Below are 13,177 nucleotides of genomic sequence, written 5' to 3' on the forward strand. Positions count from 1 at the left end.
AACGGCGGGCGGCACACGTCTAGTGCCGGCCGGTTTCCCCAACCTCCGAACGATAGCCGAGTGCTCGGGAGAGCTGTTCAGCGGCCGTTTTGGCAGCGGCAACATATCGCTTCTTGTTACGCTTGGCGCGCTCCAGAGGAGCACCAATCACCAATGCTCCTGCCAAGTGTCCGTCGGCGCGAAAGACCGGAACCCCGAACCCCGCTGCATCTACATGCGCGGTTCCAGCTGTACTGGAATACCCGGTTTTGCGAATCTCCGAAATTAACCCGCGCAGTTCATTTTCATCGGTGATCGAATTAGGCGTCAGCGGCTTTAATTCAGTGCGCCGAAAATAATCGTCCAGTTCCTGCTGCGTGTCAAAGGCCAGCATGACCAGCCCCGATGCCGAACAGAACAATGGCCGGTTGATCCCCTGTTGGGCGACATACCGAACGGGCTGGGGGCTTTCGATGACCGACGAATAAATGACTTTCTCGCCGTCCCGGACAGCAAACAGGATGGTTTCACCGGTCTGGTTAACCACATCATTCATCACCCCGCGCAGGACCGATTCGAACGGGTGGTTGGTCAGAATTGACTGGGCGAACTGAAAAATCCTCGGACCCAGAAAGTAATTGTCTTCCTCGCGCATCAGATACCCCTTCTCGGTGAGGGGCCGAAGCAGCACCAGCAAACTGCTCTTGGGGCAATCAATCGCGATGCTGAGTTCCGAAAGAGACATGTGACGTTTGCAGCGCGCCAAAAGATCGAACAACGCAAGGATACGCGTCAAGGACCGGGGCCCTTCCGATGTGCGCCCGGCGGCTTCGGCTGGGCCAGATTGCGCGGTTTTCATAGTCATGTCTCCAGTGCCGCTATCCGGAACAGGCCTATGCCTTTCCTGGCTCTTTATCCGTCATGCGGGCCTTGATCATCCGCAACGGCGTATACTCCAATACCTGTTCTCCGGTTTGCTTGAACACCTTGTTTCGCGTCCGCACCAATCCGCGGTTCGGACGGCTCTTCGACCGGCGCGATTCTGTTACCTCGACCTCACAATGGATGGTGTCCCCGGCAAATGTGGGCCCCATGACCTTCAGTTCCATGTCCAGAAAGGCAAAGCCGGTATGTTGCATTGTGGATTGGGTCAAGAGCCCTTCCATAAAGGTATAGACCAGCGCACCGGGCGCGGCGAAACCGGGGATATTGGATTCCTTCTCTCGGAAGTCACGATTGATGAACAAGACCTCAAGCATGCCGGTAACACTTACAAAATTCGTGATATCGGTTTCGGTGACGGTGCGGCCAATGGTCCGAAACCTGCGCCCCACTGGCAAATCTTCATAACAAAACCCGAGTCCTACAGTTTCCATTTCGCACAATTCCCTTGATCAGTTCCATTTTCTGAGAGGGTTCGGCCACATCTGTCCTGCGCCCGGAACACGCCCCGGTTCCTTCACGTTAGGCGGCAAGCTCCGCAGCAATCAATCGACTGCCTCGTTTTTGCGGCTTTCACGTCGATTGAGCACATTCTTGATGAATCGCATTCTTCGCTCCAGTGGCCCCTTTTTCCACGCCACAGCACATATGTGGTTTTACGCGGCTGGTGCCGGATAGCGTTTGGGACATACCGAACGCGTACCTTACCTTTTTGTGAACAGGCGCCAAATGCCATGACCCGAAGAGGACCAGCATGAATTTCGGCTTTTCCGACGAACACGATGCCATACGCGACACGCTGGCACGAATGCTGAGCGATCACGCCACTCTCGCGGTGGCGCATGACTGTCTTGAGGCTGCCGACGGGTTCGATTCCGCAACCTGGACCGCCTTGGCGGACGGCGGATGGCTGGGCCTTGCAATTGCCGAAGACTACGGGGGGGCGGCGATGGGGGCGATCGAACTGGCCATTGTCGCCGAAGAGATCGGCCGTAGCCTGGCCGCCATACCTTTTGGCCCGGTTCTTGGCCTGGCGATCCCCGCGATTCAGGACTTGGGCACGCAAAGCCAAAGGGAAAATCTGCTTCCCCGGATCGCCGAAGGCCGCATGATCGTTACCGTCGCGCTTGCCGAGGATGGAGGGTCTGCACCGGAACGGGTCTCGGCAAAAGTGCTGCAGGATCGCCTTTCGGGACGGAAATCGCCAGTTTCGTTCGCATCCGATGCGTCATTCGCGATCGTCGCCGCCCTGGACGAAGGCGGCACCGCGCGCCTTTATCTGGCGGATCTTTCGGACCCCTCGGTGTCGATCAGCGCGCTGGATGCGATCGACCGCACCCGTCCGACGTCCGAGATCGTCTTTCACGACACGCCGGTTGAACTGCTTCCCGGGTCCGATCCCGCAGCGATCCGGACTCTTCTGGACGGCGCCGCAGTGTTGGCCGCCTTCGAACAGATCGGCCTGGCCGAGCGGGCGCTTTTCCTGACCAGAGACTATGCCTGCGAGCGGCAGGCGTTCGGACGCCAGATCGGCAGTTTTCAGGCGGTCAAGCACCGGCTCGCGGACATGTTCGCCAAGATCGAGCTGGCACGGTCCAATGCTTTTTTCGGCGCCTGGGCGCTGGCGAGCGGGGATGAACGGCTGTCCGAAGCGGCGGCGGTAGCACGCCTCGCGGCTCTCGATGCAGTGCAATTCACCACTGAGGAATCGGTGCAGCTTCACGGTGGGATCGGGTTCACCTGGGCGGCCGACCCGCATTTGTTTCTGCGGCGAGGATGGCAGTTGAAGGCCGAACTCGGCCTGGCCGATTTGTGGCGCGAGCGGCTGCTTTGCAATCTGGCGGACGGCCAAAGGGCCGCGAACTGACAAGGACAAAGTGCAGATGGATTTCAGCGACAGCCCGGAAGAAGCCGCGTTCCGCGCCAAGGCGCGCGACTGGCTTGATGCCACCGCGACCCGCCGCAATGGAAGCGAAAAGGCCCAGGACCATTTCATGGCCCGCGACGCCGACGAAGTTGCCCGTGCGCGCGACTGGCAGGCACGAAAGGCCGACGCAGGCTGGGCGGGGCTGACATGGCCCCGTGCTTTCGGTGGGCGTGACGCCACTCCGATCGAGCAAGTGATCTGGAATCAAGAGGAAGGGCGCTACGCCGTCCCGCCCAACGTCTTTCTGATCGGGATCGGGCTGGTCGGGCCTACGGTCATGATCCACGGCACCGAAGACCAGAAAACAAGATTCCTGCCCCGGGCTCTCACGGGCGAAGACATCTGGTGCCAACTTTTTTCCGAACCCGCCGCCGGGTCCGATTTGGCCGGTATCCGCACCCGTGCACGCCGCGAAGACGACGAATGGGTGATCTCCGGTCAGAAGGTTTGGACCTCGGGGGCGCATTATTCCACTCACGGCATCCTGCTGGCGCGCACCGATCCACAGGTGCCCAAGCACAAGGGAATGACCATGTTCCTTGTGGACATGTCCGACCCGGCCATCGAAACCCGTCCTATTCGCCAGATTTCGGGCAGCTCCAGTTTCAACGAAGTGTTCATCGACAACCTGCGCGTGCCAGACAGCGCCCGCTTGGGCGGTGTATCCGAAGGGTGGAAAGTGGCGCTGACCACACTCATGAACGAACGGTTCAGTATTTCCGTCGGCCGGGCCAGTGGCGGTGCGCGGGCCGAGGAATTGATTGATCTGGCTACCCGTGTCGAACGGAACGGTCGCCCGGCCATCGAGGACGACGAGGTGCGCGCGCGCATTGCCGATTTCATCGCGCGTCAACGCGGACTGGAATTCACCTCTTACCGGGTCATGACGTCGCTTTCGCGCGGCCAGGCACCGGGTGAAGAGGGCTCGATCGGCAAGCTGTTGCTGGGCAAGCTGCGGCAGGAAATGGGCGCTTTCGGGATGGATCTGGCGGGAACTTCGGCGGGCATATCAGCCAAGGTCGGGGATGACGTGGCGCGCTGGCGAAACGAATACCTGACCGCGCCGGGCAACCGGATCGCGGGGGGATCGGACGAGATCCAGCGCACGATCATTGGCGAACGCATTCTCGGGCTGCCGCCTGAAATACGCGTCGACAAGGATGTCGCGTTTTCAGAGCTTTGATCTGAATGGGCGCCACCCGGGACCAACGACCAACAAGGAGGAGAATATCATGAAGTTCAAGATAACCGGGATCGCTGCCGCATGCCTGGCAATGGCCACCTCGGCTGGCGCGCAAGACATCGATCTGCCTGACGTGATCGCTTGGTCGGCCTATGACACGGGATCGGCCGGTCATGCGCATTCCATAGCCATCGGCAACATGATGCGCAGCAAATACGGATCGACGGTCCGCGTGCTTCCGGGGCGAAACGACGTCTCGCGGATGACGCCGCTCAAAAACGGGACGGTCGATTATTGCCTGTGCGGCATCGCCTCCTATTTCGCTGCCGAAGGGGTTTTCCTTTTTGCTGCGCCTGAATGGGGCCCGCAGCCGATCCGCGCGGTGCTTCAGGCTGTCGGCGACTACGGTCTGGGTGTCGCCGTCGCGGCCGATGCCGGCATCGAGACGATTACGGACCTCAAGGGCAAACGGGTCGGTCGCGCCGTCAGTTCGCCGGCGATCGATGTCAACATGGAGGGGCTGCTGGCCTTTGCGGACCTGACATGGGACGACGTGGAGGCAGTGGAATTCTCGGGCTATGTGAACACGCTCCAGGGCATTCTCGAAGACCGTGTGGATGCCGCCTTTGCACTGACGACGACCACCGTAAACTACCAGATCGAGTCAAGCCCGCGCGGCCTGAAATGGCTTGAAACACCCGCGGACCAGACAGAAGCATGGGAACGCTACACCAGCGTAACGCCCTTCGTGACACCGCATATGGTGTCTGTGGGGCCGGGCATCGACCCTGCCTCCCCACTGCCCATGGCGCAGTACCCCTATCCGATCCTGGTCACTAACTCCGATCAGGATTCCACCGAGGTGCGCAACATCGTAGCCGCGCTTGACGCAGGGTTCGACGATTACAAGGATGCCGCCCCCGGTGCCAATGCGTATGCGATTGATCGCCAGATCCTGTCTTGGGTGATGCCATGGAGCGATGGCAGCGTTGCCTACTTCAAGGAAAAGGGTCTGTGGACACCGGAAGCCCAGGCAAACCAGGACAAATTGGTGGAACGGCAAGAGGTGCTCTTGCGGGCCTGGGGCACATTTGTCGGGGACGCTCCAGAGGGTGAAGAAGAATTTGCCGCTGCATGGATGAAAGCCCGTGCCGACGCACTGGAAGCGGCCGGCCACGAAGTCTTTTTCCGCTGATGCGACACAGCGCGGCGCCCCACAGGCGCCTTGCACAAAGCAACGCAGCACAAAACTGGAATACGGGCATGGCACAGGAAACACAGGAAGCGCCGGCGCAACCGACCGGTATGGGCACCCTGCCCGCGTTTGTTCGCTGGTCGCTCGTCGTCTCGGCGCTGCTTTTGACCGCGGCGTCGGTCAACCATCTGTTCAATCTGAGCTTCTTCATGAACGTCCGGTTGCTTGAAATTCACTACCTCTACGTGATGCTTCTGCTGACGCTGCCACTGGTGTTCCTTGTCTTTCCCTGTTCAAAGTCAGATCCTTACGGATCGACGCGATGGTGGGATTACTTTCTGGCCCTGCTGGCCCTGATCACCTGCGCCTTCTTTGCCTACTACGGGCGCAGCGTGGTGAACAAAGGGTGGGATTTCGCCGCTCCTCTTAATGCCGTGATCGCCAGCTTCGCCTTCTGGTTCCTGCTGCTCGTGGCCGCGCGCCGCACCGGCGGCTGGACGCTGTTCGCGGTAATCCTGGTATTTTCCATCTACCCCATGATCGCCAACTATGCGCCCGGCCCGATCCAGGGCTTCCAGCGCTCGCCCGTCGAAACGGCGATCTTCCACGCGATGAGCGGCGAAAGTGTGCTGGGCATACCGATGCGCAGCTTTGTCAATCTTGTCGTGGGGTTCATGATCTTCGGCGTTGCGATGCAACATACCGGCGCAGGTCCGTTTTTTATCGACATCGCCTTTGCCGCGCTCGGAAATGTCCGGGGCGGGCCGGCCAAGGTAGGAGTTCTGACCAGCGGGCTGACCGGTTCGATGAGCGGCAGCGTGATCACCAATGTGCTGACGACCGGATCAATTACCATTCCAGCGATGAAAAAGGTGGGGTTCAGGCCCACTTATGCGGCGGGGATCGAAGCGGCGGCGTCGACGGGGGCGGTGCTGATGCCCCCTATCATGGGCGCCACGGCCTTTGTCATGGCGACATTCCTGGCGACCGACTACACCAACATCGTTGTGGCGGCGGTGCTTCCTTCGCTGTTCTACTTTTTCGGCCTGTTCGCACAAATCGACGCATACTCGGCGCGCAACGGACTGAAAGGCGTTCCGCGCGCCGACCTTCCCAGGATCGGCAAGGTGCTGCGCGAAGGCTGGTACTTTCTCGCCGTCTTCGGGCTGCTGATCTGGATGTTGCTCTACCTCAAGCGCGAGGCGATCGCTCCATTCTATGCGACCGCGCTGCTTCTTGTCCTGAACCAGCTGCTCTCAAAATCACGCTGGGGGCGAAAGGAGCTGATGAATTTTCTGATCGCCACGGGACAGTTGTTCGTCGAACTTGTTGCCATTCTTGCGGCGGTCGGGCTGATCGTCGGCGGACTGGCGGTGACCGGGATGTCCGGGACGATCTCGAACGATCTGCTGTTCATCGCGGGCGGCAACATCTTTCTGCTTCTGCTGCTGGGGGCTTTGACCAGTTTCATTCTTGGAATGGGCATGACCGTGACCGCCGCCTATGTGATTCTGGCGGTGTCGCTGGCACCCGCCCTGGTCGCCGGCGGGCTCGATCCGATCGGCGTCCATTTATTTATCCTTTACTGGAGCATGCTGAGCTATATCACCCCCCCCGTCGCGCTCGCGGCTTTCGCCGCGGCGGCCATCGCCCAGGCCAAACCCTTTGCGACGGCCTTCGAAGCGATGAAGCTTGGAAGCATCGTCTATATAATTCCCTTCTTCTTCGTCCTTGATCCGGCGTTCATCCTGCAAGCCGGTCCACTCGAAAGCCTGCTTACGGTTCTGCGCGCCGGTCTCGGCATTCTGCTGATCTGCGCCGGTATTCAGGGGTATCTGTTTGGCGTCGGGCGGATCGAAACCGGACTGCCAGGAACAATCGCCCGCGTCCTTCTTGGTATTGCCGGTCTGGCCTTCGCCTTTCCCTCGAACGCGGGTCTGGCGGTTCCGATCCTCGGCGCGGTGGGCGCAGGTGCCGCTATGGCGGCAGTGGCTGTCGCTTTGGTGATGGTCTCGGCCAAGCAGGAGACAGCGTAATATGAGCGCACAAGACGGCAGACCGGACATCCCCGCCCCGTTCAACGCATTGCTCGGCGTGCGCTTCGTCTCGTGGTCCGATGGCAAAGCCGAGCTGCGGTTGGCCATCGGACGCGATCACCTGAACGGCGCTTTTTCGGTGCATGGCGGTGTCTACGCGACCATGCTGGACAACGCGGTCACCTTTTGCGCGGCCTACGCGGGGGATGGCCGCCCAGGTCATCGCTGCCTTACGCTTTCGCTTACCACCAGTTTCGTCGCCCCGGCGACCGAAGGAGACACGCTGACGGCCCGCGCGCGCATTGTCGGGGGCGGACGCAAACTGGTTTTTGTACAGGGCGAGATCTTCAATCAGGACGGGCACCATCTGGCCCATGGCGATGCCGTGATCAAGCGGCTCGCACCACCGTCGTGACCACCTGAGTGAACCGATGGTGAGCGAGACCAAACAAACGAAGGACAAAAGGAGACAGAAATGATCAACCCGATGGCATTGGACAATCAAGTGGTTATCGTCACAGGCGCCGGACAGGGTATCGGCCGCGGTGTGGCGGCGCTGTCGGCAGAGCTGGGCGCCAAGGTCGTGGTGAACGATCTGAACGAGGACGGCGTCAAGGAAACCGCCGAACAGATCGGTGGCAATGCCCGCGCCATCGTGGGGAATGTGGCCGACCCGGACTTTCCCGGGAAGCTCGTGAAATTCGCCTTCGACGAATTCGGCGACATCAACGGGCTTGTGAACAACGCCGGGATCGTGCGCGCCGCGATGATCCACAAGATGGACCGGGCCACCTGGCAACAGGTCATCGACGTGAACCTCACCGGTGTCTTCGCCTGCCTTCAGGCCGTGGGGACCTATTACAAGGACCGGGTCGAAAAAGACCCCGAAAGCGCCGCGCGCCGTGCCATCGTGAATATCTCATCCGATGCCGGGCGTCGCGGCACCATCGGTCAGATCAATTATGGCGCGGCAAAATCCGGGGTTCTGGGCCTGACAATGAGCGCCGCGCGTGAATGGGGCCGTTACCGCATCAACGTCAATTCAGTCTGTTTCGGAATGGTCGAGACACCAATGACTGAGACCATCCGCTCTGAAAAATTCGCCGACAGGTATATGGCGCAGATTCCGATGGGACGGATGAGCACCCCTGAAGAAGTCGCGCAGCCCGTCTGTTTCCTGTTGTCCAACGCGGCATCCTATATCACCGGCCAGCACCTGAGCGTGAACGGTGGCTTCCACATCGGGTTCTGAGATGGCCGGCATTGGACAAGGCCCAGGGCCGGACGCCGTCTTCGCCGCGAAGCTGGCCGAGGGCGTCTTCGAGATTCAGAAATGTGGCGGCTGCGGCACCCATGTATTCCATCCGCGCGTGATCTGTCCGGCCTGCGGCAGCGCGGATCTGGGATGGTTCGCGCCAACCGGGAGGGGCACCGTCTATGCGCGAACGGTCGTGCGCCGAAAACCGGAACGAGGCGGCGATTACAACGTGGTTCTGGTGGACCTGGAGGAAGGGGTACGAATGATGTCGCGCATCGACGGTATCGCGCATGACCAGATTGTCGCCGGGCTGAAAGTAACCGCGTCGATCGGCGAAGGCGCCGAAGGTGACCCCGCCGTGGTTTTCCGGCCAGAAGGAGAAGCAAATTGAGTTTACGGGGAAAAGCCGCCATCGTCGGTGCAGCGCTGGCAGGCTGCGGCGAGGCCCATGGCAAAAGCTCGATGGAGATCACAATCGAGGGGGTGCACGGCGCGCTTGCCGATGCGGGGATCGCACTTGGCGAGGTCGATGCCGTTGCCACCTGCCAGCCGCTGGATATGCTGTCGGGTCTTACACTGGCGCAGGAATTGGGCTTGAACCCCAGGTTCACGATGAACAACCGCATGGGCGGCTCGTCGTTCCTGTCGCACACGCTCTGGGCCGCGATGCTGCTCGAATTGCGGCTCGCTGATACCGTGTTGATCTGCTACGGATCGAACCAGCGCACCGCCTCGGGCAAGCTGATGACTGCGCTTGGCCTGCCGACCTACGAGGCCCCCTACCGACCGTTGTTCCCGCTGTCGTCCTATGCGCTGGCCACAGACCGTCACATGACGCAATTCGGCACAACGCGCGAACAGCTGGCCGACGTGGCGGTGGCGGCCCGGGCCTGGGCCCAAAAGAACCCCGACGCTTTCATGCGCGATCCTCTGACGCGCGAGGATGTCATCGCCTCGCGGCCGGTTTCCGACCCTCTGCGGGTGCGCGACTGCTGCCTTGTGACCGATGGCGGTGGCGCGATTGTGATGCGCCGGGCCGAGACGGCCAAGGATCACCCCAGACCTCCGGTGTATTTGCTGGGCGGCGGCGAGGGCACGACGCACCGCGACATCTCCGAAATGGCGGACCTGACCGTGACCGGCGCTGCGCAATCAGGGCGAACGGCCATGGACATGGCGGGTGTCAAACCCGCGGACATCGACGTGGTCCAGCTCTACGACGCGTTCACCATCAATGTGATCCTTTTTCTAGAAGATCTGGGCTTTTGCAAGAAAGGCGAAGGCGGTGCGTTTGTGGCGAACGGCGGCATCGCGCCTGGCGGCCACCTGCCGGTCAATACCAATGGTGGCGGCCTGTCATGCGTGCATCCCGGGATGTACGGCATCTTCACGCTGGTCGAGGCGGTGCGGCAACTGCGCGGCGATGCTGGCGATCGCCAGATCGGCAGTGCCGAACTGGCCCTGGCCCACGGCAACGGCGGTGTCCTGTCCAGCCAGGTGACGAATATCCTGGGCACCGAAGCCACCCTCTGAACAGACGAAGGAAGCAATGAAGCGGCCCTTCTTGCGAAGGGCCGCTGTGTATTCAGGCCTGAAACGGCTCAGTTCGGGTAGGTTGCGAAGTCGATCTTGGAATAAATCTCCTGACGCAGAAGGTCTGCATAAGGCTGATGATTGTCCCGGATCGGTTGCAGCGGCTCAACCAGACCGTGCCATTTCTCGATCAGCTCGCGATAGGTTGCGATCAGCGGTTCCGGATCTTCGATGCCGCGTTCCTCGCGCGAGATGCGGGCGATCTCTTCAAGATCGGCGGTGCGGAAATCAATGAGATCCTGAAGAAACTCAGGCGACGGCTGGTGTACCTGCAGGCCAAGCCCACCCGCCTCTTTCAGCACGTCGAGATCGTCGGTTTCGTAGTACACCTCGGTCTGCGCCACGGCCTCGGGTATGTTCTTGACGAATTGCTCGCGTTGCTCCGGCGAAAGTGAGATCCAGAATTTCGGGCCGGCGGCAAAGATCGAACCGGAATGATAGGTGCCCAACGGCAACTCCGTCAGGTGCTTGGCAACCTCGATCAGACTGTGCCCCTTGAGCGCACCGACCGGCTGCACCGCAGCGGTGACGACACCGTGGCTCATCGTGTCGTACATCTCGCTCGACGGCACGTTTACCGGCTCTGCCCCAAGGCGTGTCGCCCAGCGGTCCCAGACCGACCCGCCCGTGCGCAGCTTGACCCCTTGCATATCGCTGATTTCGACGATCGGCTTGGTGGTCAGCAATACATAAGGCGCAGTGCTGATCCCGCTCAGCGCCACCATGCCGTTCTTTGCGAACTCGTCCTTGCACGGCTGGCAGTGCAGCATCACGAATTCGCTGGTCGCGCCGGCCATGGCATAGTGGTCCTCGCCCAAAAGAGCGAGATCGGCGACGAGCTGCGCATAGGGCATTTCCGACCTGAAATAGGTCAACGCCAGCAGACCTACATCGGCGACGCCGTCGCGCAGGCCGGACAGTGTTGGCTTGGGGCCAAGCAAGGCGCCGCCGGCAAACAGCTTGAAGTCGAAGGCATCCGGAAATTCAGATTCGGTCATTTCGGCAAAGGCGGCATGGCCACGCGATGTCGCGTGATTGGGTGACGTCCAGTTGGATATAGTCACCCGCTTTTCGGCCAGGGCCGGTGTCGCCGCTAGAACGGTCGTCGCCGCCAGCGCGGCAAACGCATTGGTCAGTTTCATGTGGTCTCCTCCTCTTTTTCAAGACCCCGCTATTGCGCGGGGTTCGTCACGGCCGGGATGGCCAAATCAGTTGCCGAGCTCTGGCAGGAACATGATCAGTTCGGGAAAGGCGACCATGATGATCAGGACCACCACATCCGCAGCCAAAAACCACAAAACACCCTTGAAAATCAGTGAAATCGGGACCGCATCACCGACGATGCCCTTGATCACGAACACGTTCAGCCCCACCGGTGGGGTGATCAGAGCCATCTCGACCAGCTTGGTTGCAAGCACGCCCAGCCAGATCAGGCTGATATGGTTCGCCTCGTAGATCGGCAGAAGGATCGGCAGCGTCAGCAGCAGGATGCCCAGCGGATCGAGGATCATGCCCAGCAGACAAAAGATCACGGCCGTGCCGAAAACCAGCATCACATAGCTGGCCCCCATATCAATCACCAGGTCGGTCATCGCTTCGGGGATACCGCTGATCGCCAGAAACCTCGAAAACAGGTTGGCACCGACCGCGATGATGAAGATCGCCGCAGTCATTTTTGCAGTGTCCATCAGCGCGATCCTGGAAACTTTCCAGTTCAGGGTGCCGCGCGCCGCCGCAATCACGAAGGACAACGCCGCCCCGACAGCCCCGGCCTGCGTGGGTGTGAATATCCCGGTGAACAGACCGCCGAAAACGCCCACCACCAGCAAGATCACGGGCCATGTCTCGCTCAGGGCCTCCAGCCGTTCGGACCATGTCGCGCTTTCGTCGAGCGACGGCGCGAGCGCGGGATTGATCCACACACGAACGATGATCACGGCCCAGTACCCCAGCATCGTCAGTACGCCCGGCACGATCGCGGCCAGAAACAGCTTGCTGATCGCGACCTCGGCAAAAATACCGTAGATGATCAGAAGGATGCTCGGCGGGATGAGCGACCCCATGGTGCCGGCTGCGGCAACCACGGCGGTACTCAGCCCGGGATCGTAGTCGCGCTTCAGCATTTCCGGCACCGCGATCCGGCCCATTGCCGCGGCGCAGGCCAGGCTGGAGCCGGCCGCCGCCGAAAACAGCGCCGCGCCGCCCACGCTGGCGACCGCCAGCCCGCCCGGCAGGAATGACAGCCAGACCCGGGCGGCCTTGAAGATCCCGCGCGTGATGTCGGTCTGGTAACAGACGTATCCCATCAACAGGAACATCGGGATCGAACTGAGGGTCCAGTGCGCGGCAAAATCATAGGGCACCGCCGTCAGCAGGCCGAAAGCCGCGCCGCTTCCCAGCATCGCCCAGAACCCGAAGAAGGACACGATACCCAGCGCGACCGCGATCGGAACGCGCAGCAAGACCAGCAGGATGACAGAAACGATGCCGCAAAGGCCGATCTGGAAAAAGCTCACCGTTCCACTCCTATTCGTACATGTCGTGATTGGGGCCGGCCATGCCAGCGTCGGTGAAAGGCCTCTGGATCAGCTTGGCCAGCAAGAGCAGAACCATCAGCCCCGCACCAAGAGGCAGACAGAAGCGACCGGGCCAGACGGTCACCGCCGCCATGCCCATGGATTGCTCGCCGATGAGGTATTTTTCGACGGCATCGATCCAGGTCTGCCAGGTGAGCAGCCCGTAGAACACCGCAGACAGCGCCAGAGCCAGCATGTCGAGAGCGGTCCTCGCCCCCGTCGGGAGCAGATCGTGGATCAGGTCGACCTTGATGTGCTCGTTGGTGTATTCGACGAAGGGAAGCGGCAGAAAGACCAGCCCGACCATGTAATAATACGACACGTAATCCACCGTGCCCGGCAGGGGCTCGGCGATGAACTGGCTCAGGATGACATCGAGCGTGACGTGGACCATCATCAGGGCCGCCAGGGCAGTCGCAATATAGGTGATAATCCGCGACACCCTGCCAAGTCGTGCAATGACTGTTTCCATCACTATCTCTTCCCTG

The 13,177-nt window shown here is 60.9% G+C and carries 13 protein-coding genes; 8 read left to right on the plus strand and 5 right to left on the minus strand.

Annotation, left to right across the window (positions count from 1 at the left end; translation table 11 throughout):
- Window positions 1-19: 19 nt before the first annotated feature.
- A complete protein-coding gene (locus CVM52_RS02100; protein ID WP_071974435.1) occupies window positions 20-838 on the minus strand; it encodes an IclR family transcriptional regulator in 819 nt (272 codons plus the stop codon).
- A gap of 34 nt (window positions 839-872) precedes the next feature.
- Entirely contained in the window at window positions 873-1,355 is a 483-nt protein-coding gene (locus CVM52_RS02105) for a MaoC family dehydratase (RefSeq protein WP_036051571.1), read from the minus strand.
- A 320-nt stretch (window positions 1,356-1,675) separates the two neighbouring features.
- Between CVM52_RS02105 and CVM52_RS02110 the strand changes: the two genes are divergently transcribed.
- From CVM52_RS02110 to CVM52_RS02145, 8 genes are all read left to right on the plus strand, one after another.
- Window positions 1,676-2,788, plus strand: a complete 1,113-nt coding sequence (locus CVM52_RS02110) for an acyl-CoA dehydrogenase family protein (protein WP_027264341.1) — start codon at window positions 1,676-1,678, stop codon at window positions 2,786-2,788.
- 16 nt (window positions 2,789-2,804) lie between these two features.
- A complete protein-coding gene (locus tag CVM52_RS02115) occupies window positions 2,805-4,031 on the plus strand; it encodes an acyl-CoA dehydrogenase family protein (RefSeq protein WP_027264340.1) in 1,227 nt (408 codons plus the stop codon).
- 49 nt (window positions 4,032-4,080) lie between these two features.
- A complete protein-coding gene (locus CVM52_RS02120) occupies window positions 4,081-5,226 on the plus strand; it encodes a TAXI family TRAP transporter solute-binding subunit (RefSeq protein ID WP_027264339.1) in 1,146 nt (381 codons plus the stop codon).
- A gap of 68 nt (window positions 5,227-5,294) precedes the next feature.
- Entirely contained in the window at window positions 5,295-7,262 is a 1,968-nt protein-coding gene (locus CVM52_RS02125; RefSeq protein WP_240620829.1) for a TRAP transporter permease, read from the plus strand.
- A gap of 1 nt (window position 7,263) precedes the next feature.
- Window positions 7,264-7,677, plus strand: coding sequence for a PaaI family thioesterase (locus CVM52_RS02130; RefSeq protein WP_036051569.1), 414 nt, complete (start codon window positions 7,264-7,266; stop codon window positions 7,675-7,677).
- 60 nt (window positions 7,678-7,737) lie between these two features.
- Window positions 7,738-8,514, plus strand: coding sequence for an SDR family NAD(P)-dependent oxidoreductase (locus CVM52_RS02135; protein WP_027264336.1), 777 nt, complete (start codon window positions 7,738-7,740; stop codon window positions 8,512-8,514).
- Window position 8,515: 1 nt separating this feature from the next.
- The gene (locus CVM52_RS02140; RefSeq protein ID WP_027264335.1) at window positions 8,516-8,911 is read left to right on the plus strand and encodes a Zn-ribbon domain-containing OB-fold protein; all 396 of its coding nucleotides are present in this window, start codon (window positions 8,516-8,518) and stop codon (window positions 8,909-8,911) included.
- Window positions 8,908-10,053, plus strand: coding sequence for a thiolase family protein (locus tag CVM52_RS02145; protein WP_027264334.1), 1,146 nt, complete (start codon window positions 8,908-8,910; stop codon window positions 10,051-10,053). The genes CVM52_RS02140 and CVM52_RS02145 overlap by 4 nt, the downstream gene beginning before the upstream one ends.
- Before the next feature lie 68 nt (window positions 10,054-10,121).
- Here CVM52_RS02145 and CVM52_RS02150 read toward each other — a convergent pair whose 3' ends face one another.
- The 3 genes from CVM52_RS02150 to CVM52_RS02160 form a co-directional block, all read right to left on the minus strand.
- Window positions 10,122-11,255 carry a C4-dicarboxylate TRAP transporter substrate-binding protein gene (locus CVM52_RS02150; protein ID WP_027264333.1) on the minus strand — a complete coding sequence of 378 codons (1,134 nt, stop codon included), beginning with the start codon at window positions 11,253-11,255 and terminating at the stop codon, window positions 10,122-10,124.
- Window positions 11,256-11,321: 66 nt separating this feature from the next.
- Window positions 11,322-12,629, minus strand: coding sequence for a TRAP transporter large permease (locus CVM52_RS02155; RefSeq protein ID WP_027264332.1), 1,308 nt, complete (start codon window positions 12,627-12,629; stop codon window positions 11,322-11,324).
- A gap of 10 nt (window positions 12,630-12,639) precedes the next feature.
- Window positions 12,640-13,161: a TRAP transporter small permease subunit gene (locus tag CVM52_RS02160; RefSeq protein ID WP_027264331.1), complete on the minus strand. Its 522-nt coding sequence runs from the start codon at window positions 13,159-13,161 to the stop codon at window positions 12,640-12,642.
- Window positions 13,162-13,177: the final 16 nt, after the last annotated feature.

This window comes from Pseudooceanicola lipolyticus, from assembly GCF_002786325.1.
Taxonomy (GTDB): domain Bacteria; phylum Pseudomonadota; class Alphaproteobacteria; order Rhodobacterales; family Rhodobacteraceae; genus Pseudooceanicola_C; species Pseudooceanicola_C lipolyticus.